The 25587-nt window shown below is 67.7% G+C and carries 24 protein-coding genes and 1 riboswitch; of the genes, 15 read left to right on the plus strand and 9 right to left on the minus strand.

Annotated elements, in window-relative coordinates:
* Nucleotides 1-6: 6 nt before the first annotated feature.
* Together FN976_RS11860 and FN976_RS11865 are read left to right on the plus strand one after the other, a co-directional pair.
* Entirely contained in the window at nucleotides 7-609 is a 603-nt protein-coding gene (locus tag FN976_RS11860; protein ID WP_186510850.1) for a TOL_0243 family YfiR-like periplasmic protein, read from the plus strand.
* The gene (locus FN976_RS11865; protein ID WP_145893246.1) at nucleotides 606-1787 is read left to right on the plus strand and encodes an MFS transporter; all 1182 of its coding nucleotides are present in this window, start codon (nucleotides 606-608) and stop codon (nucleotides 1785-1787) included. The genes FN976_RS11860 and FN976_RS11865 overlap by 4 nt, the downstream gene beginning before the upstream one ends.
* Here the strand turns inward: FN976_RS11865 and FN976_RS11870 are convergent.
* From FN976_RS11870 to FN976_RS11890, 5 genes are all read right to left on the minus strand, one after another.
* The gene (locus FN976_RS11870) at nucleotides 1755-2684 is read right to left on the minus strand and encodes a YihY/virulence factor BrkB family protein (protein ID WP_145893247.1); all 930 of its coding nucleotides are present in this window, start codon (nucleotides 2682-2684) and stop codon (nucleotides 1755-1757) included. The two genes, FN976_RS11865 and FN976_RS11870, sit on opposite strands and share 33 nt — an antisense overlap.
* Nucleotides 2685-2784: 100 nt before the next feature.
* Nucleotides 2785-3231: an outer membrane lipoprotein gene (locus FN976_RS11875; protein WP_186510851.1), complete on the minus strand. Its 447-nt coding sequence runs from the start codon at nucleotides 3229-3231 to the stop codon at nucleotides 2785-2787.
* 78 nt (nucleotides 3232-3309) lie between these two features.
* Nucleotides 3310-6006: a methionine synthase gene (gene metH / locus FN976_RS11880; RefSeq protein WP_145893249.1), complete on the minus strand. Its 2697-nt coding sequence runs from the start codon at nucleotides 6004-6006 to the stop codon at nucleotides 3310-3312.
* Between the two features lie 41 nt (nucleotides 6007-6047).
* A riboswitch (S-adenosyl-L-homocysteine riboswitch) is annotated at nucleotides 6048-6118 on the minus strand.
* Between the two features lie 19 nt (nucleotides 6119-6137).
* A complete protein-coding gene (locus tag FN976_RS11885) occupies nucleotides 6138-6587 on the minus strand; it encodes an Lrp/AsnC family transcriptional regulator (protein ID WP_145893250.1) in 450 nt (149 codons plus the stop codon).
* Nucleotides 6588-6943: 356 nt separating this feature from the next.
* A complete protein-coding gene (locus tag FN976_RS11890) occupies nucleotides 6944-7990 on the minus strand; it encodes a homocysteine S-methyltransferase family protein (RefSeq protein ID WP_145893401.1) in 1047 nt (348 codons plus the stop codon).
* A gap of 36 nt (nucleotides 7991-8026) precedes the next feature.
* Between FN976_RS11890 and recQ the strand changes: the two genes are divergently transcribed.
* A complete protein-coding gene (gene recQ / locus FN976_RS11895; RefSeq protein WP_145893251.1) occupies nucleotides 8027-9910 on the plus strand; it encodes a DNA helicase RecQ in 1884 nt (627 codons plus the stop codon).
* Here the strand turns inward: recQ and FN976_RS11900 are convergent.
* Entirely contained in the window at nucleotides 9871-10359 is a 489-nt protein-coding gene (locus FN976_RS11900; RefSeq protein WP_145893252.1) for an Lrp/AsnC family transcriptional regulator, read from the minus strand. The two genes, recQ and FN976_RS11900, sit on opposite strands and share 40 nt — an antisense overlap.
* Nucleotides 10360-10472: 113 nt before the next feature.
* On the opposite strand from FN976_RS11900, the gene FN976_RS11905 reads away from it, so the two are divergent.
* On the plus strand, nucleotides 10473-10679 hold the full coding sequence (locus FN976_RS11905; protein ID WP_145893253.1) for a DUF6356 family protein: 207 nt from the start codon (nucleotides 10473-10475) through the stop codon (nucleotides 10677-10679).
* A gap of 21 nt (nucleotides 10680-10700) precedes the next feature.
* On the opposite strand, the gene FN976_RS11910 is transcribed toward FN976_RS11905, so the two are convergent.
* Nucleotides 10701-13001, minus strand: coding sequence for an ATP-binding protein (locus tag FN976_RS11910; protein WP_255440339.1), 2301 nt, complete (start codon nucleotides 12999-13001; stop codon nucleotides 10701-10703).
* Nucleotides 13002-13112: 111 nt separating this feature from the next.
* On the opposite strand from FN976_RS11910, the gene FN976_RS11915 reads away from it, so the two are divergent.
* The 4 genes from FN976_RS11915 (at nucleotide 13113) to FN976_RS11925 (ending at nucleotide 17127) form a co-directional block, all read left to right on the plus strand.
* Nucleotides 13113-14312, plus strand: coding sequence for a threonine ammonia-lyase (locus FN976_RS11915; RefSeq protein WP_145893254.1), 1200 nt, complete (start codon nucleotides 13113-13115; stop codon nucleotides 14310-14312).
* Nucleotides 14313-14315: 3 nt separating this feature from the next.
* Nucleotides 14316-14720, plus strand: coding sequence for a PaaI family thioesterase (locus FN976_RS11920; RefSeq protein WP_145893255.1), 405 nt, complete (start codon nucleotides 14316-14318; stop codon nucleotides 14718-14720).
* Nucleotides 14721-14781: 61 nt separating this feature from the next.
* Nucleotides 14782-14937: a hypothetical protein gene (locus FN976_RS28850; protein WP_186510852.1), complete on the plus strand. Its 156-nt coding sequence runs from the start codon at nucleotides 14782-14784 to the stop codon at nucleotides 14935-14937.
* A gap of 339 nt (nucleotides 14938-15276) precedes the next feature.
* On the plus strand, nucleotides 15277-17127 hold the full coding sequence (locus tag FN976_RS11925) for a phosphoenolpyruvate carboxykinase (GTP) (protein WP_145893256.1): 1851 nt from the start codon (nucleotides 15277-15279) through the stop codon (nucleotides 17125-17127).
* Between the two features lie 91 nt (nucleotides 17128-17218).
* Here FN976_RS11925 and FN976_RS11930 read toward each other — a convergent pair whose 3' ends face one another.
* The gene (locus FN976_RS11930; RefSeq protein WP_145893257.1) at nucleotides 17219-17656 is read right to left on the minus strand and encodes a hypothetical protein; all 438 of its coding nucleotides are present in this window, start codon (nucleotides 17654-17656) and stop codon (nucleotides 17219-17221) included.
* 111 nt (nucleotides 17657-17767) lie between these two features.
* Here FN976_RS11930 and FN976_RS11935 point away from each other — a divergent pair, with 111 nt between their 5' ends.
* A complete protein-coding gene (locus FN976_RS11935) occupies nucleotides 17768-18733 on the plus strand; it encodes a LysR family transcriptional regulator (RefSeq protein ID WP_145893258.1) in 966 nt (321 codons plus the stop codon).
* Between the two features lie 26 nt (nucleotides 18734-18759).
* A complete protein-coding gene (locus FN976_RS11940) occupies nucleotides 18760-19740 on the plus strand; it encodes a Bug family tripartite tricarboxylate transporter substrate binding protein (protein WP_145893259.1) in 981 nt (326 codons plus the stop codon).
* Nucleotides 19741-19931: 191 nt separating this feature from the next.
* On the opposite strand, the gene FN976_RS28855 is transcribed toward FN976_RS11940, so the two are convergent.
* Complete coding sequence (locus FN976_RS28855) at nucleotides 19932-20102, minus strand: hypothetical protein (RefSeq protein WP_186510853.1); 171 nt, start codon at nucleotides 20100-20102, stop codon at nucleotides 19932-19934.
* 165 nt (nucleotides 20103-20267) lie between these two features.
* Here FN976_RS28855 and FN976_RS11945 point away from each other — a divergent pair, with 165 nt between their 5' ends.
* The 5 genes from FN976_RS11945 (at nucleotide 20268) to FN976_RS11965 (ending at nucleotide 25524) form a co-directional block, all read left to right on the plus strand.
* Nucleotides 20268-22205, plus strand: a complete 1938-nt coding sequence (locus FN976_RS11945; protein ID WP_186510854.1) for a PAS domain S-box protein — start codon at nucleotides 20268-20270, stop codon at nucleotides 22203-22205.
* Between the two features lie 16 nt (nucleotides 22206-22221).
* Nucleotides 22222-23574: a sigma 54-interacting transcriptional regulator gene (locus FN976_RS11950; protein WP_145893261.1), complete on the plus strand. Its 1353-nt coding sequence runs from the start codon at nucleotides 22222-22224 to the stop codon at nucleotides 23572-23574.
* Nucleotides 23575-23775: 201 nt separating this feature from the next.
* Nucleotides 23776-24195 carry a globin family protein gene (locus FN976_RS11955; protein ID WP_145893262.1) on the plus strand — a complete coding sequence of 140 codons (420 nt, stop codon included), beginning with the start codon at nucleotides 23776-23778 and terminating at the stop codon, nucleotides 24193-24195.
* 41 nt (nucleotides 24196-24236) lie between these two features.
* A complete protein-coding gene (locus FN976_RS11960; protein ID WP_145893263.1) occupies nucleotides 24237-25073 on the plus strand; it encodes a metallophosphoesterase in 837 nt (278 codons plus the stop codon).
* Between the two features lie 28 nt (nucleotides 25074-25101).
* On the plus strand, nucleotides 25102-25524 hold the full coding sequence (locus FN976_RS11965) for a universal stress protein (RefSeq protein WP_145893264.1): 423 nt from the start codon (nucleotides 25102-25104) through the stop codon (nucleotides 25522-25524).
* Nucleotides 25525-25587 lie beyond the last annotated feature (63 nt).

Genomic DNA, 25587 nt, shown 5'->3' on the forward strand with positions numbered 1-25587 from the left:
GCGAGCATGCCGTCCCGCCCGCTCCACGATCCTTCACCAGCGCGCCTGCGGCGGCGCCCCGTGCTGGTCGCCGCGCTCGTCGCGGCAGCGGCGCCGCGGCTTGCGGCCCAGGGCGTCCCCGCTGCATCGCGCGACACCTTGGTCAAGGCGGCCTTCCTGCACAAGTTCGCCAGCTTCGTCGACTGGCCCGATGGCACCTTCGCCAAGGCGGATACGCCGCTGCGCATCGGCATCCTCGGTGACGAGCTCGTGTGGCGCGACCTGAGCGAGCTGGCGCGCGACCGCGACCGCGACGGCCGGCCCGTTCAGGTGGTGCGGCTGAATCCCGGCGATCCGCTGACCGGTTTCCACATCCTCTACTTCAAGGCCACCTCGCCGGCGCGCGTGACGGACCTGCTGGCCGCGGTGCCGCACGGCGTGCTCACCGTCGCCGACTCGGATGGCGCGCACCCGCGCGGCAGCGTGCTCAGCTTCTTCCTGGACGAGGGCCGCGTGCGATTCGGCGTGTCGATGGAAGCCGCCGGGCGCCAGCGCCTGCGGCTGAATCCGCGCCTGATCGCGGCGGCAAGGCAAGTCGGCTGGAACTACGCGGGCACCGGCGCCGCATGACGGCGACGGCCGGCCACGACCGCCGGCTGGTGGGCTGGTTGTCCCTGGCGCAACTGATCACCTGGGGCAGCGTGTTCTACACGTTCGCGCTGCTGCTCGAACCGGTCGAGCGCGAACTGGGGCTGTCACGTGCGGAATCGTCGCTGGCCTTCAGCCTGGCGCTGCTGGCCGAAGGGCTGCTGGCCTACCCGGTCGGGCGCTGGATCGATCGCGGCCATGAACGCGCCGTGATGACGGGTGGCTCGCTGCTGGTCGCGCTCGGCCTCGCCCTGCACAGCCTGGTGCGCAGCCCCGCCGCCTTCTACGCGGTGTGGCTGCTGCTGGGCGCGGCGCTCGCCGGCACCCTTTATTCGCCGGTGTTCGCGGTGGTGACGCGGCGGTTTCCGCATGATTTCCGCCGCGCGATCATCACGCTCACCTTCCTCGGCGGTCTCGCCAGCACCGTCTTCATCCCGCTGTCGGCCTGGTGGATCGAGGCCTTCGGCTGGCGCCAGGCGCTGTTGGGCCTGGCGGCGATCCACCTGCTGGTCTGTGTCCCGCTCCATGCGGTGTTGCTGCGCGGCGCCCCGAAGCCCGTGCCGGCGACGGCAGGGAGCACGAACACGCCCGGCCAGTTGGTGCGCAGCGCGCCCTTCCTGCTGATCGGCGTGTTCGTGATCGGGATGATGGGCGTCACCTCGGCCCTGCCGCCGCACATGATCAGCCTGCTGCGCGAAAGCGGGTTGCCGGCCGCCTGGGTGATCGCCATTCCGGCGAGCATCGGCCTGGTCCAGGTACTGGGCCGGTTGCTGCTGTTTTTCTTCGAGCACCGCTTCGACCTGCACCTGGCGAACCGGCTGATCCCCTGGCTGATCCCGCTGGGACTGGGCGCGCTGCTCGCGGGCACGACGAACCCCATCGCCGCGCTGGTCTTCGTGGCGCTGTACGGCCTGGGCAACGGCATGCTCACCATCGTCAAGGGCACGGCCATCGCGCAATACGTGAACCGGGACCACGTCGCATCCCTCAACGGCGCGCTGGGCTTGCCGACCGCGTTGGCACGCGCGGTCGCGCCCTGGATGCTGGGACTGCTGTGGACGCGCGAAGTGGGTTACCGCTGGGGGCTGGCGGTGTTGCTGGCCGCCGCCGTGATCTCCGCGCTGGCGCTATGGGGTGCGCAGCGCAAGGCGCTCACCTGAGTCCGGGCTGCCGGGTGTCGATGGCGCCAGCTGCCCCTCTTCCACGGCACGCGCGAAGCCGGCGCCCAGCAGCAGCACGGCGCAGGAAAAATAGAGCCACATCAGCAGCACGATGAGCGAACCGGCCGCTCCGTAGGCCGAGACGACGGCAGCCGTCGAGAGGTAGATCGACAGCAGTTGCCGGCCCAGGGTGAACAGGATACCCGCCGCGAAGCCGCCGATCAGCAGGTAGCGCATGCGCGGCTTCGGCCCCGCGCTCATCCGCATGAGCCCGATGAACAGGCCGGTGCACACCGCGAACGCCAGCATCTCGTTCAGCACCCGGAACAGGGTTTCGAGCGGGAGGCCCTGGCCCAGCCAGCCCGAGAACATGTTCAGCAAGGTGGACACCACCAGCGAGACCAGCAGCAGGAATCCGACCACCAGCACGTAGCCGATGCCCCGCAGCCGCAGGGTGGCCGTGTGGCGCCACGTCTGCCGGCCGTGGCCCGGCTGCCCCGTGGCCCAGATGCGTGCGAAGGCATCCTGCAATTCGCCGAAGACGCCGGTGGCGCCGAACAGCAGCACGATGAAACCGGCGATGCTGGCCATGATGCTTTCGGAGGGGGCGCGGGCGCTGGCCAGGGTGTCGGCGATCACACCGGTGCCGCGCTCGCCGATGATGGTGCCCAGCTGGCTGAGGATGCCCTTTTCCAGCACCTCGCGGTCCATCCACCATCCAAGCAGCGCGACCACCACCAGCAGCAAGGGCGCCAGACTCAGGATGCCGTAGAAGGAAACGGCCGCGCTCATGGTCATGCCGCCGGCGTCGCTCCACAGCCGCACAGCGCGCGCCACGGGCCGGGCGGGCTTGAGCGCCTTGCGCAGGGCCAGGGGAACGCGATCGGACCAGGTCATACCGGCAGGCTAGCGGCCGCAGGCTCATCCGCTATCGGCGCACACGGGCGCCGTCGGTAGGAGCATGCCGACGACCGGGACGGCGCCGGCAGCCGGCAGGCTAGAAGCTCAGGCTGTTGTTGCGCACCCGGACGATGCTGCCGGAGCGCCAGCGGGGCCGGCCGTCCTGCTCGAAGGTGCGCAGCGTCCCGTCCTTCATCCGGACCTCGGTGACCCAGACCATCCGGCTGTTGGCGTTCTTCTGCACCTCGTTGCCGACGTAGCCGCCAGCGACCGCGCCGCCCACGGTGGCGACCGCCCGCCCGCTGCCCTTGCCGATCTGGTTGCCGAGCAAGCCGCCGATGACGGCCCCACCGACCATGCCGGCGCCGTTGGCCTCGCCCTTGCGCTTTTCTTCGCGCACGCTTTCGACGGTGCCGCAGCGCTGGCAGGTTTCCAGCGACAGCGGCTCGGGCTTCTGCTTGTAGCTTCTCTCGGGGCCGTCGTATTGCGCGAGCGCACCGGCGGACAGCGTGGCGGCGAGTACGGCGAAGGCAAGTTTCTGCATGGTCATCTCCTGCCCGCTATTGGAACGGCTGAGCCTGGGGGAGCGCAAGACACCGCACGGCCAAAGTGCTGCCGGATGTCACAGATTCGGCGCCAGCAACCGCTCCAGCTCGTTCACCGGCGCGCCGCGGCGTGCGGCCTGGTCCTGCAGCTGGTCGTTGCCGATGCGGCCGACGTTGAAGTAGGTGCTGTCCGGATGGCTCAGGTAGAACCCGCTCACGCTGGCGGCCGGCGTCATCGCCAGGCTCTCGGTGATGCCCATGCCGATCTCCTCGCACTGCAACAGCGCGAACATCTCGCGCTTGACGCTGTGGTCGGGGCAGGCCGGATAACCGGGCGCGGGGCGGATGCCGCGGTACTTCTCTGCCACGAGCGCTTCGGTGTCCAGTTGCTCGCTCGGTGCGTAGCCCCACAGGTCCTTGCGCACGCGCTCGTGCAGGCATTCCGCCAGCGCCTCGGCCAGCCGGTCGGCCAGGGCCTTGAGCATGATGGCCGAGTAGTCGTCGTGGTCGTCCAGGAAGTACTTTTCCTTCTTGTCCACGCCCAGGCCCGCGGTGACGGCGAACATGCCGACGTAGTCCTTCGGCCCGCCAGCGGGGGCCACGAAATCGGCCAATGCACGGCTGGGGCGTTGCACGCCGTCGATCGTGTGCTTCTCGGCCTGCTGGCGCAGGCCGTACCAGGTCAGCGCCTCCTGCGTGCGCGATTCGTCGGTGTAGAGGCGGATGTCGTCGTCGTTCACACTCTGCGCCGGCCAGAAGCCGACCACCGCGTTGGCCGTGAGCCAACGGCCTTCGATCAGCCGCTTCAGCATGCGCTGGCCATCGGACATCACGCGCACGGCCTCGGCGCCGACCACTTCGTCCTTCAGGATCGCGGGGAAGGCACCGGCCAGGTCCCAGGTCTGGAAGAACGGGCCCCAGTCAACGTAGCGCGCCAGTTCCGCCAGGTCGTAGTTCTTGAAGACGCGGCGGCCGATGAACTTGGGCACCGGCGGCGTGTAGCCCGACCAGTCGACCGGTGTCTTGTTCGCGCGCGCCTTCGCCAGCGGCCACAGCGGCACCTGCTTCTTGTTGGCGTGCAGCGTGCGGACCTTGTCGTAATCGGCATTGACCTCGGCGATGTACTTCGCCGCCTGGTCCGATAGCAGGCCCTGCGCGACGCTCACGCTGCGCGAAGCATCGGGCACGTAGACCACCGGGCCTTCGTAGTGCGGCGCGATCTTGACGGCGGTGTGCACGCGGCTGGTCGTGGCGCCGCCGATCAGGAGCGGGATCTTCTTGACGCGGAAATGCGCGTCCTTCTGCATCTCGGCCGCCACGTACTGCATCTCTTCCAGCGAAGGCGTGATCAGCCCCGACAGGCCGACGATGTCCGCGCCCTCGACCTTGGCCATCGCCAGGATCTCGTGGCAGGGCACCATCACGCCCATGTTGATGACCTCGAAGTTGTTGCACTGGAGCACGACGGTCACGATGTTCTTGCCGATGTCGTGCACGTCGCCCTTGACGGTGGCGATGACGATCTTGCCCTTGGTGCGCACGTCCTCGCCCGCGGCCTCCTGCTGCCGCTTCTCCTCCTCGATGTAGGGGATGAGGTGGGCCACGGCTTGCTTCATCACCCGGGCCGACTTCACCACCTGCGGCAGGAACATCTTGCCGGCGCCGAACAGGTCGCCCACGATGTTCATGCCGTCCATCAGCGGTCCTTCGATCACGTGCAGCGGGCGGCCGCCCTTCGCCAGGATCTCCCGGTACATCTCCTCGGTGTCTTCGGTGATGAACTCGTTCATGCCGTGCACCAGCGCATGCGACAGGCGCTGGCCCACCGGCAGCTGGCGCCATTCGTTCTTCTTGCCCTCATCGCGGGCGGCGCCCTTGGCCGACTCGGCGACTTCGATCAGCCGCTCGGCGGCATCGGGCCGGCGGTTCAGCACCACGTCTTCGACGCGCTCACGCAGTTCGGGCTCCAGCTCGTCGTACACGCCCATCATCCCGGCGTTCACGATGCCCATGTCCATGCCGGCCTGGATGGCGTGGTACAGGAACACGGTGTGGATGGCTTCACGCACCGGGTCGTTGCCGCGGAAGGAGAAGCTGACGTTGGAAACCCCGCCGCTCACTTTCGCGCCCGGCAGGTTCTGCTTGATCCACTTGGTGGCTTCGATGAAGTCCACCGCGTAGTTGTTGTGCTCCTCGATGCCGGTGGCGATGGCGAAGATGTTGGGGTCGAAGATGATGTCTTCCGGCGGGAAGTCGAGTTCGTCGACCAGGATGCGGTAGGCGCGCTGGCAGATCTCGGTCTTGCGCTGGAAGGTGTCGGCCTGGCCCTTTTCGTCGAAGGCCATCACCACCGCCGCGGCCCCGTAACGTTTGACCAGGGTGGCCTGGTGCTTGAAGGCGTCCACGCCTTCCTTCATGCTGATCGAGTTGACGATGCCCTTGCCCTGGATGCAACGCAGGCCCGCTTCGATGACCTCCCATTTGGACGAGTCGATCATCACCGGCACCCGCGCGATGTCGGGCTCGCTCGCCATCAGGTTCAGGAAGCGGACCATGGCGGCCTTGCTGTCCAGCATGGCTTCGTCCATGTTGACGTCCACGACCTGGGCGCCGTTTTCCACCTGCTGCCGCGCCACCGCGAGCGCTTGCTCGAATTCACCGGCGAGGATCATGCGGGCGAACGCCTTGCTCCCCGTCACGTTGGTTCTCTCGCCCACATTGACGAACAGGGTCCCCTTGCCGAGCTGGACAGGCTCCAGGCCGGAAAGCTTCATCGGGGGGACATCGGGCTGACGCATCACTCACCTCTTTGATTCAGAAGTGAGCGCGGTTGAAAGACATCTCAAGCCTGACGGCGTCGTGGCCGCTGCAGCGCTCCTTGAGGTGGCCTGATTTTACGTGATGCTCAGATCGGCAGATCCGCCTTCTTCAAGGTCCGCAGGACGAAGGAAGACTTGCTGTGGCGGATGCCCTTGATCTTGTAGAGCTGCTCGCGCAGCAGGCGCTCGTAGTCCCGGGTGTCCTTCACCGCGACGCGCAGCAGGTAGTCGTACTCACCGGAGACCAGGTAGGCCTCGATCACCTCGGGGATGGCCGCCAGCGTCTCGCCGAACTTCTCCAGCGTGTTGTCCGAGTGGCTGTCCAGCGTCACCTGGACCAGCACCGTGTCGTTGAGCTCCAGCGCCTGGGCGTTGAGGCGGACCGTGTAGCCCTCGATCACGCCCGCCGTTTCCATCTTCTTGATGCGTTCCCAGCAGGGCGAAGTGCTCAGGCCCACCTGCTGGCCGATCTGTTGAAGGCTGGCGCGCGCGTCGGTTTGCAGCACCCTCAGGATTTTCCGGTCGATAGCGTCCATGAAGGAAGATTATCTTCCCTTTTGCCATCATCAGCTCATTTTGCCGCCAAAGGCCAGGAGTCGCAGAAGATCAGCAAGACTTTCGTCGGCCCAGCCCGCACACTTGCTTCTGTTGGATCCCGGCTTACCGGCCGGGCGCCGCGACAAGGGGCCAGCGGGTTACCGCCCGCTGGCTCGCCTTGGCCAGACATCCCAAAAGGAGTGGCGAAGAATCCCAGTCTCCGCGCAGCGGCCCGTGGGCCGAACGGAGCATCGCGCAGGGCGGCCCCTTTTGCGATGAGGATCCGGCTTCGCCGGTCCTCTTCGCACTGATCAGACCACTCGGGAATCGCGCAGCGATTTCCGAGTGAACAGCCTCAGGCGGCCTCTTTGTAGAAGAACTCTTTTTGCACGGAGCGGGCAGCCAGCGGCTGCACCGCCTGGGCGATCGCGCCGATGTGCTCCGGCGTCGTCCCGCAGCAGCCGCCCACGATGTTCACCAGCCCCTCGGCCGCGAACTCGCGCAGCAGCCGCGAGGTCATCTCCGGCGTCTCGTCGAAGCCGGTGTCGCTCATCGGGTTGGGCAGGCCGGCGTTCGGGTAGCAGCTGATGAAGGTGTCGGCGGCAACCTTGTGCAGCTCCTGGATGTAGGGCCGCATCAGCGCCGCGCCGAGGGCGCAATTGAGGCCGACGGCCAGCGGCCGCGCGTGCCGCACGCTGTACCAGAACGCCGTGACGGTCTGGCCGCTGAGGATGCGGCCGGAGGCATCGGTCACCGTGCCGCTGATGATGAGCGGCAGGCGTTCGCCGGTGTCGGCGAAGAACTCCTCGATGGCGAACAGCGCCGCCTTGGCGTTCAGCGTGTCGAAGATGGTTTCCACCAGCAGCAGGTCGGAGCCGCCCTCGACGAGCCCCGCGACCTGTTCGTAGTACGCCGCGCGCAGCTGCTCGAAGTCGACGTTGCGGGCGCCCGGGTCGTTCACGTCGGGGCTGATGCTGGCGGTCTTGGGTGTCGGGCCGAGGGCGCCTGCCACGAAGCGCGGCCGGTCCGGCGTGCTGAACTTGTCGGCCGCTTCGCGCGCCAGCCGGGCCGAAGCCACGTTCATCTCGCGCGCGACCTCGGGCATGTCGTAGTCGGCCTGCGCGATCGAGGTCGCACCGAAGGTGTTGGTCTCGATGATGTCGGCGCCCGAGGCCAGGTAGCCTTCGTGGATGTCGCGGATCACGTCCGGGCGCGTCAGCGACAGCAGCTCGTTGTTGCCCTTGACGTCCTTGTGGTGGTCGCGGAAACGCTCGCCCCGGTACTGCGCTTCGCTCAGCTTGAAGCGCTGGATCATGGTTCCCATCGCCCCGTCGAGGATGGCGATGCGTTGCGCCAGCAGGGCCGGCAGGGCTTGTCCACGGGTATAGGTCACAGGCTTCATGGTCATCCAATTCTAAGAAGAAAGCGTTGGAGCTTCATGTTTCGGGACAATGACCCCATCTTGAGCACGCCCGCATCCATCCTCCACGAGGTTTTCGGCTACGAAAGCTTCCGCGGCCCGCAGCAGGCCATCGTCGAGCACGTCATCGGCGGCGGCGACGCTCTGGTGCTCATGCCCACGGGAGGCGGCAAGTCGCTGTGCTACCAGATCCCCGCCATCGCGCAGCACCGGGCCGGCCGGGGTGTGACCGTCGTCGTCTCCCCCCTGATCGCGCTGATGCACGACCAGGTGGGGGCACTGCGCGAAGCCGGCATCGAGGCGGACTTCCTCAACTCCACCCTGAGCGGCGAAGAAGCCAACGCGGTCGAGAAGCGGCTGCTGCGCGGCGAGATCACCCTGCTCTACGCCGCGCCGGAGCGCATCACCACGCCGCGCTTCCTGGCGCAGCTGGAGTCCTTGCACGAGCGCGGCCAACTCGCCCTGTTCGCCATCGACGAGGCGCATTGCGTCAGCCAGTGGGGCCATGATTTCCGGCCGGAGTACCGGGCGCTGGCCGTCCTGCACGAGCGCTTCGGCGGCGTGCCGCGGATCGCGCTGACCGCGACCGCCGACGACATCACGCGCGAAGACATCGTCACGCACCTGAAACTGGAAGGTGCGCAGCGCTTCATCAGCAGCTTCGACCGGCCCAACATCCGCTACACGCTGGTGGAGAAGAAGGACGCCACGCAGCAGTTGCTGCGCTTCATCCAGCGCGAGCACGACGGCGACGCGGGCATCGTCTACTGTCAGTCGCGCAAACGGGTCGAAGAGATCGCGCAGACGCTGTGCCAGCAGGGCCTGGACGCGCTGCCCTACCACGCGGGGCTGGACGCCGGCGTGCGCCAGCGCCACCAGGACCGCTTCCTGCGCGACGACGGCGTGGTGATGGTCGCCACCATCGCCTTCGGCATGGGCATCGACAAGCCCGACGTGCGCTTCGTCGCCCACCTGGACCTGCCGAAGAACATCGAAGGCTACTACCAGGAGACGGGCCGCGCGGGCCGCGACGGCCTGCCGGCCGACGCCTGGATGGCCTACGGGCTGCAGGACGTCGTGAACCAGCGCCGCATGATCGACGAGAGCCCGGCGGGCGAGGAATTCAAGCAGGTGCTGCGCGGCAAGTTGGACGCCCTGCTGGCGCTCGCCGAGGCGACGGACTGCCGGCGTGTGCGCCTGCTGGCGTATTTCGGCGAGGCTTCGCAGCCTTGCGGCAACTGCGACAACTGCCTGGAAGCGCCGGCGGTGTGGGACGGGACGGACGCCGCGCGCAAGCTGCTCTCCACCATCTACCGGGTGCAGCAGCAAAGCGGCATCAGCTTCGGCGCCGGTCACATCATGGACATCCTGCGCGGCAAGGCCACCGAAAAGGTCGCGCAGTTCGGCCACGAGCGCATCTCGACCTTCGGCCTCGCGGCGGACCTGAGCGAGCAGCAGTTGCGCGGCGTGCTGCGGCAGCTGATCGCCACCGGGGCGCTGGCGGTGAACTCGGAGGCCTTCAACACCTTGCAGCTGACCGAGGGTTCGCGCGCGGTGCTGAAGGGCGAGCAGCCGGTGATGCTGCGCGAATCGGTGTCGCAGCCCGGCGGACGTGTCCGCAACCGCGACAAGACAGGAGACAAAGCGGCGAAGGCCAGCGCCACGACCGCAGGGCTGACGGAGGCCGGCCAGCAGCGCTTCGCCGCGCTCAAGTTGTGGCGCGCCGAGGTGGCCCGCGCGCACAACCTGCCCGCCTACGTGATCTTCCACGACGCGACGCTGGCCGCGATCGCGGCCCTGGCGCCGCAGACCCTGCGTGAGCTCGAAGGCGTGAGCGGGATCGGCGCGAAGAAGCTCGAGGCTTACGGCGAGGACGTGCTGCGGGTGGTCGAGTCCGCGTAGTCCAGCGGCAGGGCAGTGGTCGACTTGAGGACCTCCATGGCGAAGCTGGAGCTCACGTCCTGCAGATCGACTGCCTTGATCAGCCGCTTGTAGACCCGGTCATATCCTGCGATGTCAGGCACCACCACCTTCAGCAGGTAGTCGACGTCGCCGCTCATGCGGTAGATCTCCATGATCTCCGGGATGTCGCGCGTGGCCTGCACGAACCGCTTGACCCAGGCGTCGCTGTGCTGGCTGGTGCGGACGGACACGAAGACGGTGACAGGCACATGGAGCCGCACGGGGTCGCACAGCGCCACCTGCTTGCGGATCACGCCATCCTCGTGCAGCTTCTGCACGCGGCGCCAGCAAGGCGTGGTCGAGAGGTTCACGGCCTGCGCCAGTTGCGCCAGCGGGGTGGCGGCGTCCTGCTGCAGCAGGGCAAGGAGTTGCAGGTCTTTCTTGTCCATGGCGGCAATTTTCTACGATCTTGCCGTTCTAGAGCAATGATTGCTCAGGATGGATCGCGTTCAGTCCGAACTCGCAAGCCTTTTGCGCGCCTGAATGCCTAGACTTGATCCCCATGAACGCCTTCACCGAACACCCGCAAAGCGTTGGGGAAAACTATTGGGAGCACATGGCCGCGTCGCTGTCCTTCGCCGGCACGATGCTGCTCGGCGCGGCTGCCGCGCTGATCCACAGCGTGTTTCCTTTTCTCATGGTGAAGACGGGCAGCCGCATCGTCACGCGCCTGCATGAGCGCATGGTGGCGCACCGCGCCAGGCCCTGACGCCTGCAGCCGCTGTCGCGGCTACTGCATGAAGCCGATGCTGCGCGCCTCGCGCACTTCCGGCTTGATCCGGTGCTCGGCCTCGAGTTGCTCGAGGAATTCCTCAACGCTGAACGCCGTGGCCAGGATGTCCACTTGGCGCTTGACGGCCGCGAAGTCGCCGGGACACAGCTGGTCGAGTTTCATCAGGCGGGCCTGCGCCTCGGGTGTGAGCAACGCGGCGTCGCCGGCCAGCGCCTCGGTGACGAACATCCGCTCGCGCTGCGCCATGGTCAGCGGCTTGAACTTGATCTTGAAGGTGAAGCGCCTGAGCGCCGCCTGGTCGATGCGGTCCATCAGGTTGGTGGTGCAGATGAAGATGCCGGCAAACCGCTCCATGCCCTGCAGCATCTCGTTGACCTCGGTCACCTCGTAGGTGCGCTGCGCCCCGCGGCGGTCCTGCAGGAAGCTGTCGGCCTCGTCGAGCAGCAGCACGGCCTTCTCGTTCTCGGCCTCGCGGAACATGGCAGCCATGTTCTGCTCGGTCTCGCCGACGAACTTGCTCATCAGGTCACTGGCCTGCTTCACCAGCAACGGCCGGTCGAGGCTGCGGGCGATGTGCTCGGCCAGCGCCGTCTTGCCAGTGCCGGGCGCGCCGAAGAAGCACAGCGAGCCATGGCCGCGCGCCTTCAGCGCCTCGACGATGCGGGGCACCTCGAAGCGGGACTCCACGTTCAGCATCTCGAGGTCGTAAGTGGTGACGCTGCGCCGTTCGCCCGCCGATTGGCTGCGCGTCCCAAGCGCCTGGTCGGCGTTGCGCAACTGGCGTTCGATCAGTGCCTCGGTCGAGGCCCCTTCCGCCTGGGCCAAGCCGGCGAAACGCACTGCCGTTCGGATCTGCGCCGGGGTGAGACCCTTGCGTTCCGTCAGCTTGGCGACGAATCCTTCGGACACCGGCACGCCTTCGAGCGTCTTGCGCACCAGGCCTTCGCGCGCGCCGGGCGGCGGCGACTTCAGTTCCAGGTGATAGGCGAAGCGGCGGCGGAAGGCCGGGTCGATCTGCTCGATGCGGTTGGTGACCCAGATGGTCGGCACCGGGTTCGATTCCAGGATCTGGTTCACCCAGGCCTTGCCGCTGACGCTGCCGGACGGCGGCGCCACCACCTGCTCGGCCCGCGCCATGATCTGCGCGGCCTCGTTGGAGATCGGCGGGAAGACGTCCTCGACCTCGTCGAACAGGAGCGCGGCCTGGGCACTGCCCTTCAGGAACACCTGGGCGATCTGCAGCGAGCGGTAGCGGTCGCGCCCGCTCAGGGAGTTACCGTCGCGGTCGGCGTATTCCACCTCGAACAGCTCCAGGCCGGCCGCGTGCGCGACCACCTTGGCGAGTTCGGTCTTGCCCGTGCCCGGCGGCCCGTAGAGCAGCACGTTGACGCCAGGCTCCTTGCGGTCCACCGCGTTGCGAAGCATGGCGCGCAACACCTGGGCGTCTTCGGACACGAAGGAGAAATCATCCAGCGCCAGCGAACTCTTGGCCGAAGGCCGCGTGAACACCGCCATCAGCTCGTTGTGGTCGCGGTATTCGCGCATCAGCACCGGCGGCAGCTTCTCGCTGACCTTCATCAGGTCGGCCAGGTCGGTGATGTTGTGCTCGGAGATGAGGTTCTCGACCAGACCGATGCGTTCCAGCCGGGAGCCCGCGCGCAGGGCCTCGCCCACTTCCGCGGCGTTGACGCCCGCGACCTCCGCGATGGCGGCATAGGCCTCGGGCGCGTTGTTCACCTTGAACTCGACCAGCAGGCTGCGCAGGTCGCGCTGGTAGCGCGCCAGCGTGCCGTAAAGCAACAGGGCGCGCTCGGCCTTGTTCAACTGCAGCAGGCTGGCCAGGGCGTCGATGTTCTTTTCGACCAGCGTCGAATGCTTCTTGAGCGCGTGCGTCAGCCACTCGCCGGTGACGGACAGGACGGACAGCAGGTCCTTGGGCTGGTCCTTGGCGTATTCGTCCAGGTAGAAGAAGAGCGTGCCTTCTTCGTAGGGGCCACGCCAGACGCCGTGCCGGTCCAGGAATTCGCGCGTGGCCAGCTGTTCGTGGCCGCGCCAGAACTCGTTGTCCTTGCAGCGGCGGCCCAGGAATTCGCGCAGCCGGTCGAGCGCCGGTGCCGGCCAGGCCAGGTGGCGGCCCGCCAGGGAAAGCAGCCCGTTCAGGTCGCGCCGCACATTGAACTTGGCGCCCTGCTTCGCTGCCAGCGTGAGCACGAAATGCGAGCACATCAAGTCCAGCACCGGGGCGTCTTTCAGGCCCGGAGAGGGAAGTACTTGCAAGTCCACCAGACGCTTGGCCAATCGACCTCCGTGGGATGCGCTCTTACGATAACGCGAGTTGATGCTACATGGAAGACACTCATCCGTGTGGACCGCGCGCAGGACCCCCCGGAAGGCGTGGACAATTCCCGGATGATCGGACTCGCTGAAATCCGGGCCGCTGCCGCCCGCTTGCAGGGCCAGGTGCTGGAAACCCCCTGCGTGGAGTCCCGCACGCTCTCGCAGCTGACCGGCTGCCAGGTGTTCCTGAAGTTCGAGAACCTGCAGTTCACGGCTTCCTTCAAGGAACGGGGGGCCTGCAACAAGCTGGCGCAGTTGGGTGAGGACGAGCGCCGGCGCGGCGTGGTCGCCATGAGCGCGGGCAACCACGCCCAGGGCGTGGCCTATCACGCGCAGCGCCTGGGGCTGCGGGCCGTGATCGTCATGCCGCGCTTCACCCCGGGGGTGAAGGTGGAGCGCACCCGCAGTTTCGGCGCCGAAATCGTCCTGCACGGCGACACGCTGGAAGAGTCGCGGTCGCATGCCCGGCAGCTGGCGGACGAGCAGGGGCTGGTTTTCGTGCACCCCTATGACGACGAAGCCATCGTGGCCGGCCAGGGAACGGTGGGCATCGAGATGCTGGATGCCGTGCCGGGGCTCGACACCATCGTGGTCGCGGTGGGCGGGGGCGGCCTGATCGGCGGGGTGGCGGCGGCGGTGAAGGCGCTGAAGCCGGGCATCGAGGTCGTGGGCGTGCAGACGCTGCGCTTCCCCAACATGTTCAATGCGATCAAGCACACGGAGCTGCCGCAGGGCGGCTCCACCATCGCGGAAGGCATCGCGGTGGGCAAGCCGGGCGTGTTCACCCAGGCGCTTGTCGAACGCCACGTGGACGACATCCTGCTGGTGGACGAGGGCGACATCGAGCAGGCCATCGTGATGCTGCTGGAGATCGAAAAGACCTTGGTCGAAGGCGCCGGCGCGGCGGCGCTGGCTGCCGTCCTGAAGGAGCCAGGGCGCTTCGCGGGCCGCAAGGTCGGGCTGATCCTGGGCGGCGGCAACATCGACCCGATGCTGCTGGCCGCCATCATCCAGCGCGGCATGGTGCGGGCGGGCCGTCTGGCGCGCATCCACGTGAGCGCGCGCGACGTGCCGGGCTCGCTGGCGCGCATCACGGCCATCGTCAGCGAAGCGGGCGCCAACATCGACGAAGTCCACCACCAGCGGGCGTTTACCATGCTGGCGGCCCAGAACGTCGAGATCGAGCTGGTGATCCAGACCCGCGGCCGCGACCACATCCAGGCGGTGCTGCACGCGCTGCATGCCGGCGGCTTTCAGGCAGAGGAGCAATAGAAGATGAACGCGGAAGTGTTGCAGTCGGCCCTGGCCGAGTATTTCGCGCCCTGGGTCCAGGCCCTGGGATTGCGGGTGGCAAGCTTTGACGAGGGCAGCGTCACCTTGCGGCTGCCGCAGAGCGACTCGCTCTCCCGGATTGGCGGCATGCTCTGCGGCCAGGCCATGATGGCGGCGGCCGATACGGCCATGGTGCTGGCGCTCATCAACCAGTTCGGCGAGTTCCGGCCTTGCACCACGGTCCAGATGAATACCAGCTTCCTGAAGCCGCTGTCGAAGCAGGATGCGCTGGTCCAGGCGCGCATCGTGCGAGCTGGCAAGTCGCTGGCATTCGGCGAAATCGACATCCGCGGCGCCGACGACGGCAAGAGCGCCTGCCGGGCCACGACGACCTATGCCCTGCTCTGAGCGCCCGGTCGGCTGCCGTTAGAATCGCGGCATCTCCCGCAGATTGCCCCACGAGGAAACCATGTCCACCCCCGAGCCGCGCCACAGCCATGGCGATGAACCCCAGGAATTCCACGACGGCGTCGAGGACATCGTGCCCGCGATCCCGATCGTGCTGCCCGTGGCGGGTGGCGTGCTGATGTTCCTGCTGGCCTTCATCGCGATCTACATGGCCTGAGCCTGCGGCGCAATGGCGCCGCTCAAGAATTCATGACGCCCGCCGTGCGCAAGCCCGGCGGGCGTTGTGTTTTGGTGCGCCGAGATTTGGTGCGCATAACCCCATGCATGTTTTGCATGGAATTGCGGCTGAACCGTGACGGGCGGAGGGCCTCCGTTCTTAAAATGGCCGCAACCAGCCGCCCTAGCGGAAGCGTTCCACCCGATCGCGTTCCACTGTTGCCCATCCCGCAACCCCGCCAGCCGACTGCGCCAAGCCTGCTTTCAAAAGGGCGCGCCGCCAGCAGCATCTGCCGCAACGCTCCTTCTTGAAAACAGGTTTTCAACTTAGGAGCTTTGGATGAACTCACCCGTGATGCAGGGCCTCAACGTGCAGGCCCCCGCGTACGTCAAGAACGCCCGGCTGATCGCCTGGGTGGCCGACATGGTCGCCCTGTGCAAGCCCGAGCACGTGCACTGGTGCGACGGCAGCCAGGAGGAATACGACCGCCTGTGCCAGCAGCTGGTGGATGCCGGCACCTTCCGCAAGCTGGATCCGGTGAAGCGCCCCGGCTCGTTCCTGGCGTGGTCGGACCCGAGCGACGTGGCCCGGGTCGAAGACCGCACCTACATCTGCTCCGAGAAGAAGGAAGACGCGGGCCCGACCAACAACTGGATGCCGCCCGCCGAGATGCGCGCCACCCTGCAGCCGCTGTTCGACGGCTGCATGCGCGGCCGCACGATGTACGTGGTGCCGTTCTCCATGGGCCCGCTCGGCTCGCCCATCGCCCACATCGGCATCGAGCTGTCCGACAGCGCCTATGTCGCCGTCAACATGAAGATCATGACGCGCATGGGCAAGGCCGTGTACGACGTGCTGGGGGTCGAGGGCGAGTTCGTGCCTTGCGTGCACACGGTCGGCGCCCCGCTGGAGCCGGGCCAGGCCGACGTGTCCTGGCCCTGCAACAAGACCAAGTACATCGTCCACTACCCGGAGTCGCGCGAGATCTGGTCGTACGGCTCGGGCTACGGCGGCAACGCGCTCCTGGGCAAGAAGTGCTTCGCGCTGCGCATCGCCTCCACCATGGGCCGTGACGAGGGCTGGCTGGCCGAGCACATGCTGATCCTGGGCGTGACCAGTCCCGAGGGCAAGAAGTACCACGTGGCCGCGGCCTTCCCGTCGGCTTGCGGCAAGACCAACTTCGCCATGCTGATCCCGCCCAAGGGCTTCGAGGGCTGGCGCGTGACGACGATCGGCGACGACATCGCCTGGATCAAGCCGGCCGCCGACGGGCGCCTGTATGCCATCAACCCGGAGGCCGGGTACTTCGGCGTGGCGCCGGGCACCAACACCAAGACCAACCCGAACTGCATGGCCAGCCTCGACAAGAACGTGATCTTCACGAACGTCGCGCTGACCGATGATGGCGATGTGTGGTGGGAGAACATGGGCCCGCCGCCCGCGCACGCGATCGACTGGCAAGGCAAGGACTGGACGCCGAAGCTGGCCGAGGAGACCGGCGCCAAGGCCGCACACCCGAACGCCCGCTTCACCGTGGCCGCCATCAACAACCCGGCGCTCGACCCCGCCTGGGACGACCCGCGTGGCGTCGCGATCGATGCCTTCATCTTCGGCGGCCGGCGTTCCACGACCGTGCCGCTGGTGACGCAGGCCCGCAACTGGGTGGAAGGCGTGTACATGGCCGCCACCATGGGCTCCGAAACCACGGCCGCGGCCTTTGGCCAGCAGGGCGTGGTGCGGCGCGACCCGTTCGCCATGCTGCCCTTCACGGGCTACAACATGAGCGACTACTTCCAGCACTGGCTGGGGCTGGGCAAGAAGCTGCAGGCGAGCGGCGCGAAGCTGCCGGCGATCTTCACGACCAACTGGTTCCGCAAGGGCGAGGACGGCAAGTTCGTCTGGCCGGGCTACGGCGAGAACATGCGCGTGCTGAAGTGGATGATCGACCGGATCGAAGGCCGCGCCGCCGGCACCGAGCACGTCTTCGGCGTGAGCCCCTCCTATGAGGAGCTGAACTGGACGGGCCTGGATTTCAGCGCGGAGCAGTTCGACAAGGTCACCAGCATCGACAAGGCCGCGTGGCAGAAGGAACTGGAGCTGCATGCCGAACTGTTCCAGCAGCTCGCCTACCACCTGCCGCAGGAGCTGACGGAGACGAAGGCCATGATCGAAAAGCGGCTGGCCGCGTGACGGTCTCCGGCCCATGAGAAAAGCCACCCTTTGGGTGGCTTTTTTTCGCGGGCCCCCCTTGGGGGGAGGCGCCGCAGGCGCTTCGGGGGGGTTAGTAATACCGGGCGTCGCGGGCCGCGTCCCGGCTCATCGCGCGGCCCAGGTCGGCCATCACGCGGGCGTCCGTCAGCGCCACTTCCCACAGCCGCGCGTCTTCACGCGCCAGGCGCCGCGAGACGCTCCAGGCCTTGAGGCCGCTGCGCAGCGCGCCGGCGAAACGGCGGGCCGGGCCGGCCAGCAGGGCGAGGGCGGCGAAGCCGACCAGCCAAGTGAACACCCAGGCCGCGAGCAGGTGGCCTTCGGTCCAGGTGTCGATGACCTGGTTGGCGACCACCAGCACGGCGGACACCAATGCGGCCAGCATCAGGGTGGCGGCGCCGCGGGCGCCGTCGAAATTGCGCACACCGGCGGCCACGCTCTGCAAGCCGCGCTCGAAGCGGGCGATGCCCGCGTGTTCGGTCGGAAATTGGGGCTGGATGAAACGTGCCATGAACTCTTCCCCTTGGTAGGTTGCGCCTCTTGTGAAGGCGTAGGGCAATACTAGGGTAATTACTGATATGTTGCCAATTTAGTTTAGTGATGTCTATCATTCACAGATCGTATGCATGCCCCCAACTTCCGGACGCTCGACCTGAACCTGCTGCGGGTGTTCGACCAGGTGATGACGGAGCGCAACCTGACCCGCGCCGCCCGCAACCTGGCCATGACCCAGCCCGCCGTCAGCAACGCCCTGAACCGCCTGCGTGAGTCGCTCGGCGACAAGCTGGTGAGCCGCAGCGGCTACGGCGTGGAGCCGACGCCGCGCGCCCAGGCCCTATGGCCGGCCATCAGCGACGCCTTGCGCCAGCTGGAGGCCTCGATCACCCCCGGCGATTTCGTCGCCGCCTCGGCCAGCAATACCTTCACCATTTCCATGGCGGACGCCACGGCCGCGGAATTGATGCCCGGACTGGTGGAGATCATCGAGCGCGACGCCCCCGGCGTCTCGATGCGGGTGCTGCCGCTGACCACGCGCGACCCCCGGCGCCTGCTGGACGAAGGCCACATCGACCTGGCCGTGGGGTACTTTCCCGCGGTGCTGGCCGACCTGACATCACAGGCTCAGTCCGGCGGCCTGGCCGCCTTCGACCACCAGCGCCTGTACGACGGGGAATATGTCTGCGTCATGCGCAAGGGCCATGCGCTGGCCAGCGGGCCGATGACGCTGAACCGCTACTGCAAGGCGCACCACCTGCTGGTGAGTTTCTCGGGCCGGCCGTTCGGTTTCATCGACGAGGCGCTGGCGTCGCTCGGACGCGAGCGGCGCGTGGTCCTGACGGTCAACCAGTTCTTCACCGCCGGCCGCGTGGTGGCCAGCTCGGATCTCCTGACGGTGCTGCCACGGCACTTCGTCAGCGTCACGGGAATGGCTCATGAGCTCGTCCTGCGGGAACTGCCGTTCAAGGTGCCGCCCGTCCACGTGGACGCGTTGTGGCACCGGCGGCAGAGCCAGCGCAGCGACCATGCCTGGCTGCGCCTGGCGGTGGCGGCGGTGGCCCGGAAGGCCTTTGGCGACCCCAACGCCTGATGGCACGGGGGTTGCATGGCAATTTCATGATCTCCAAACCCACCCCTTCCCGCCGCCGCTTCCTGCGCACCCTGGGCGCCGGCGCTGCCACCGTCGCCCTGCCCGCCTGGGCTGCCTGGCCCGACAGGCCGATCAAGATCGTGGTGACGTTCCCGGCCGGCGGCGCCAGCGACATCGTGGCGCGCGTCATGGCGGAGCAGCTTGCCACCAAGCTGGGGCAAGGCGTGGTGGTGGACAACCGCCCCGGCGCGGGCGGCAGCGTGGGCGGCCTGGCCGTGCACCAGGCGCCGGCGGACGGCTACACCCTGATGCTCTCGAATTCGACGCCGATTTCCATCGGCCCGTTCGCCCTCGAGAAGCAGCCTTACGATCCGATCGAAGGTTTCACCCACATCGCGCTGATCGGCACGGCGCCGTGCGTGGTGATGGCCAACCCGAAGGCCGGGATGAAAACGATGGCCGACCTGGAGACCGTGGCGAAGAAAGCGGGACGCCTCGACTTCGGCTCAGGCGGCCCAGCCTCCATCGGGCACATTTACGGCGAGCTGATGAAGAACACGCTGGCACTGAACATGGTCCACGTGCCGTACCGCGGCGGCGCGCCGATGACGACGGACCTGATCGCCGGCATCGTGCCCATGGGCATCGACGTCGTGACCGCGTTCGTGCCCTACTTCAAGAGCGGGCAGATCACGCCGCTTGCCGTGACGTCCGCCAACCGTTCACCGCTGGTGCCGGACGTGCCCAGCGTGGTGGAGTCCGGGCATCGCAAGCTGGTACTGGACAACTTCTTCGGCCTGTCGGGGCCACCCAGGATGCCGGCGGATGTCGTCGCCCGCCTGAACACGGCGGTCAACGAAGTGCTCGCGTTGGCCGACGTGAAGAAACGCATGGCCGACCTCGGCATTTCGACCTCGCCTGTGGGTCAGCCGGCCTTTGCCGGATTCGTCAAGGAACAGGTCGGACAGCTCGCGCCCACTGTCAAAGGCGCGGGGGTCAAGCTCTAGTGTCCTGTCCCGCAAATATCTAGGCACTCGTTCGGACCCTGCGGGGATGATTCGGCGGGTGGGCAGAGGGGGTCAAGACTGGGCGTCTTGACCCCCTTTGCACGCCCGTCGAGCGCCCCGCAGGGCGCCGAACCCTTCGGGCTGCCCCGGAGTCGGGGCAGCGAGTGCCTAGATATTTGCGGGACAGGACACTAGCGAACGACGCGCATGGCGGCGTGCGCCGCGTCACGCAGTTCCTGGGCCTGCTGGGGGTCGCGGCCGGCCCGGGCACCGGCCTCTTCCAGCAGGGTGTTCGGGAAGTCGGCGCCATCGGGGGCGGCCGGTGAAAGGAAGCGGGCGATCTGGGCGAAAAAATCCAACATGGCGAGGGGCACTTGCAGCAGTGCGTGAGTGGCAATGACCGAAGACTAAGGGTTATCCCTAGGGTTGCAACCTTAAAGCCTGGCCGTTCCCATGCCGATCCGGCATGAGCAGCGCCGGCCCGCGACATGTGGCGCGTTCCGGCGGTCTGCCGCTATGCTCCCTGCATGAGCTCGCCCCCCGCGCCTGCGCTTCCGGCGAATGACGCCCTGGCCGCCATCGCCGCGGCCGTGGACGAGATGCTCTGGCTATGGGACGCCGCCTCCGGCCGGGTGACGTTCGTCAATGCCGCATTCGAGCGCTACTGGGGCCGGACGGCCGCCGACCTGGAAAGGGGCCCCCTCGCGCTGGTCGAGCTCGTGGCCCACGACGACATCGCGCGGGTTCGCGCCGCGCGCGCCGCACTGCCCGGGCCGGGCTACGTCATCGAATACAAGGTGCAGCAACCCGGGACGCGTGAACGCGGGCCGCGGCTGGTGCGCCTGCGCGAACAGGCGCTCTGCGTGCCCAATGCCGCCGGCGGCCAGACGGTCGTCCACATCGCCAAGGACGTCACCTGGCAGTTCGACACCACCGCCGCCCTGCGTGCAGAGATCTCGCGGCGCACCGATGCCGAGCGCAACCTGAACGATGCCAACGCGCGGCTCCAGGCCTTGCTGGCCACCGCCAACGACGCGGTCATCACCATCGACACCGACAGCCACGTGATGGACTGGAACACGGCCGCCGAACGGATGTTCGGCTACAGCCGGGCCGAAGCACTTGGGCAGCTGCTGACCGAGCTGATCATCCCCCGCGGGCACCGCGCCAACCACCTGGGCGGCATCACCAGGTACCTGAATGGGGGCAAACCCCAGATCATGAACCGGCGCGTGGAGACCCGGGCCCTGCGCCGCAATGGCGAAGAGTTCGACGTCGAGATCTCCATCTGGCCGGTACGCACCGCCGAGGGCCTCACATTCAGCTCGTTCGTGCGCGACATCTCGCGGCGCAAGGCAGCCGCGAAGGCGCTGAGCGATTCGGAGGCCAAGTACCGCAAGGTGGTGGAGAACGTGAACGAGGGGATCCTCGTGACGGCCGGCGGGCGGATCCTCTACGCCAATCCGAAGGCGCTGGCCCTGACGGGCCTGGACGAAGCCACGGCGATGTCCAAGCCCTTCATCGAGTTCATCCACCCCGACGACCGCGAGCGCGTGCTGACCAACCACATGCGGCGCATCAAAGGCGAGCCGGTCGAGAACTACTACCAGTTCCGGGTGCTGCACAACGACGGCAGCTCCCGCTGGCTGGAAATTTCCGCCGTGCTGTTCGAGTGGATGGGCACGCCGGCGACGCTCAATTTCCTGACGGACGTCACCCAGCGTCGCCAGGCGGAAGAAGACATGCAGCATTCGCTGCGTCGGGAACGCGAACTGTCGGAGATGAAGTCGCGCTTCGTCGCGGTCGCGTCCCACGAATTCCGCACGCCGCTGGCGGCCATCCTGTCCTCGGTGGAACTGCTGGACGACTATGGCAACCGCCTGCCCGACGACGAGCGCAAGGAGATCGTCGGCCTGATCAAGACCGCCGTCACGCGCATGAACGGGATGATCGAGCAGGTGCTGGTGACGAGCAAGCTGGAGTCGGGCCGCTTCGTCTTCGATCCGGTGTCGGCCGCCGTGCCCTCGCTGCTGGCGCAGATGGCGGCGGAACTGGACCAGGCGAACCCCCAGGCCGCGCGCATCGCCATGCAGTGCGAGGGGCTCGAGGACCGCCGGCTGGTCGATGCGCAGCTGCTGCGCCACATCCTGATGAACCTGCTGGGCAATGCACTGAAATATTCGGCTGCGGAAAGCCCCGTGACCTGCGCGGCCTCCGCCGATGGCGACCGGCTGCACCTGGTCGTGCAGGACCGCGGCATCGGCATCCCGCCGGTGGACCTGCCGCGCCTGTTCCAGTCGTTCCATCGCGGCACCAACGTCGGCAACATCCAGGGCACCGGCATCGGCCTGCACATCGTGAAAGAGTGCGTGGACCTGCACCAGGGCAGCATCGAGGTCGACAGCGAACCGGGGCGCGGCACGATCTTCCGCGTCCGGCTGCACGCGCCCGTCGTCTACGGCTAGGCGTGAACAGGCCCTGATGGCGCGCATCCTCATCGTCGACGACGACCCGGCCCTGCTGCGGCTGCTGTCGCTGCGGCTGCGCCAGGAAGGACATGAGCCGCTTGAGGCCGCCAGCGGCAAGGAGGCCCTGGCCTGCCTCGACCAGGGCTTGCCGCAACTCCTGATCACCGACCTGCGCATGGCCGGCATGGACGGCCTGCAGCTGTTCGACGCCGTGCACCGGAGGCTGCCCCTGTTGCCGGTGCTGATGCTCACCGCGCACGGCACCATCCCCGATGCCGTGCTGGCCTTGCGGCGCGGCGTGTTCGGCTACCTGCCCAAGCCCTTCGAGGCCCATGACCTGATGGCCGAAGTGGACCGGGCGCTGGCGGCGGCCCGGACGCTGGGCGCGGACATGCCCGGCGCTGAACCCGGCGAGTCGTGGCGCGAGGCGATCCTCACGCGCAGCCCGCGCATGGAGCAGGTCCTGGCCGAAGCGCGGATGGTGGCGCAAACCGATGCCGCGGTGCTGGTGCACGGCCCCAGCGGCAGCGGCAAGGAGCTGCTGGCCCGCGCCATCCACGCGGCGAGCGCGCGCGCCGGCGCGCCGCTGGTGGCGGTCAACTGCGGCGCGATCCCCGAAAACCTGGTGGAGTCCGAGCTGTTCGGGCACGTCAAGGGCGCGTTCACCGGGGCCGTGCGCGACCGGCCCGGCCTGTTCGTCGAAGCGCGCGGCGGCACGGTGTTCCTGGACGAGATCGGCGACCTGCCGCTGGCGGCGCAGGTCAAGCTGCTGCGGGTGCTGCAGGAAGGCGAAGTGCGCGCGGTGGGCGGTGACCGCATGGTGCGTACCAACGTGCGCGTCATCTCGGCCTCGCACCGGCGGCTGGACGACGAGGTCGCGGCGGGTCGCTTTCGCGAAGACCTGTTCTATCGCCTGAACGTGGTGGCACTGGAGCTGCCAGCGCTGGCCGAGCGGCGCGAGGACATCGCGTTGCTGGCGCAGCACTTCCTGGCGACGCTGGCGCAGCGCTACGCCAAGCCGCTGGCCGGGTTCGGCCCGGGCGCGCTCGAAAGCCTGGTGGCGGCGGCCTGGCCGGGCAATGTGCGGCAGTTGCAGAACGTGGTGGAAAAGTGCGTGGTGCTGTCCGCCGGCCCGCAGGTCGCCCAGGCCCTGGTCCAGCGTGCGCTGGCCAACCAGGCGAGCGACCTGCTGCCGTTCGACGAGGCGCGGCGGCAGTTCGAGCGCGACTACCTGGTCCAACTGCTCAAGCTCACCGCCGGCAATGTGAGCCACGCCGCGCGGCTCGCGCAGCGCAATCGCACCGACTTCTATGCGTTGCTCGGGCGGCACCAGCTGGAGCCCGCGGCCTTCAAGCCTGGCCTGTGAAATCCGCACGGGCGCGCCTGTCGGGGAACGCCGACAGCCCAATTCATTGGCGAACGGCCGGGCGCGCAGCCCCAGGTGTCGGCAATCGCCGACGGTCCGTCCCGGGCAGCCGCGCGCAAGCCCTTGATTTCATTGGACTGACCGCCTGGCACGGGACTTGATCTCTGGAATGGGTCCAGCCACCGTTCACCCGGAGATTCCATGACCCCCCGCCAGATCAAGCTCGTGCAGGCCAGCTTCGCGCAGGTGCGCCCCATCGCGGCTACGGCCGCCGAACTGTTCTACAACCGCCTGTTCAGCCTCGACCCGGCGCTGCGCCCCATGTTCAAGGGCGATATCGCGCGCCAGGGGCAGATGCTGATGTCCATGATCGGCGCGGCCGTGCTGGGCCTGGGCAACCTCGAGCGGCTCGCGCCGGTGGTGCGGGATCTCGGCGCCCGCCACGCCGGCTACGGCGTACGCACCGAGCACTACGCCACCGTCGGCGCCGCGCTGCTCTGGACGCTGGAGCAAGGCCTCGGCCCGCAGTTCACGGACGAAGTGCGCGAAGCCTGGACCGCCGCCTATGGCCTGCTGTCCGACGTGATGCAGCTGGGCGCGATGGAAGCCGCCAGCGCCTGATCGCGCCGCCCGCGCCGCGGGAAGCAGGGGAAAATGGCCGGGTGAAGATCCAGTTGCTGTCCGACCTGCACCTCGAAACCCAGCCCGGCTTTCACGCCCGGCCCGCGCCCGGCGCCGACCTGCTGGTGCTTGCCGGCGACATCGGTTCCTACCAGCGTGGGTCGCGCCTGCGCGAGGACGACTTCGGCCTCGGACGCTTCTCGCCGCGCCACGGGTGGCCGGTGCCGGTGCTGTACGTCCCGGGGAACCACGAATACGACCACCTCGATTTCGACGAGACGCATGCCCGCCTGCGGGCCCTGTGCGACGCGCTCGATATCCAGTGGCTGGAACGGGAAACCCTGGTTTTGCAGGGCGTCCGCTTCATCGGAACCACCCTGTGGGCCGATTTCGATGCCCTGGCCCTGCAGCCGGGCGAGCCGGAGCCGACGCTGGCCACGCTGCTGCGCAAGCGCCACAAGTCATACCGGGCCGCCAATTTCTATCTCGAGAAGGCCGCGACGATGCGCCATGGCGCGCTGTGGCTGGCCGAAGGCTGGCGCGAACTCGCGCTGGAATGCCAGGCGTGGCTGACCGACGCGCTGGCACAGCCGTTCGAAGGCACCACCGTCGTCATCACGCATTTCGCGCCCAGCCTGCGCAGCGCCGACCCGCGCTACGGGCTCACGCCAGGCACGGCCGGCTTCTGCAATTCGCTGGACCATCTGCTCGCCCATGCGGACTATTGGCTGCATGGCCACCTGCACTGCCCGCACGACTACGTCGAGCGCGGCTGCCGCGTGCTCGCCAATCCGTTGGGCTATGCCGCCAAGGGCGAACAGGCTGCCTTCCGCGAGAACTGGCTGCTGGAGCTGCCGCCCGCACCCAGGGCATGCTAGGCTGGCGCATCGCAACCCAGGAGGAAGCATGAAGATCCTTCTCACGGTGGACGGCAGCCCGTACACCCGAAAGATGCTCGACTACGTGTGCGCGAACCGCACCCTCTTCGACGACAGCCACAGCTACACGCTCTTTCACGCGCAGACGCCGTTGCCGCCGCATGCGCGGAACGCCCTGGGCGCGACCGTGGTCAAGGACTACCACGCCGACGAGGCGGCGAAGGTGCTGGAGCCCGCGCTCGCGACGCTCACCTCGCACGGCTTGAAGGCCGACAGCCAGTGGAAGGTCGGTTCCGCCGGTGACACGATCGCCGCCTTTGCCGACGAAGGCAAATACGAACTGCTCCTCATGGGCAGCCAGGGGCATGGGTCGCTCGCGCGCCTCGTGATGGGGTCGGTGACGACGCAGGTGCTCGCGCAATGCGGAGTGCCGGTGCTGCTCATACGGTAGGAAGTTCGCGCGCGGCCTGCGCGCGTTACGGCTTCGCACAAACGGGACGGGGACTTTACAACC

This window comes from Caenimonas sedimenti (genome assembly GCF_007833165.1).
GTDB classification, from domain to species: Bacteria; Pseudomonadota; Gammaproteobacteria; order Burkholderiales; family Burkholderiaceae_C; genus Ramlibacter; species Ramlibacter sedimenti.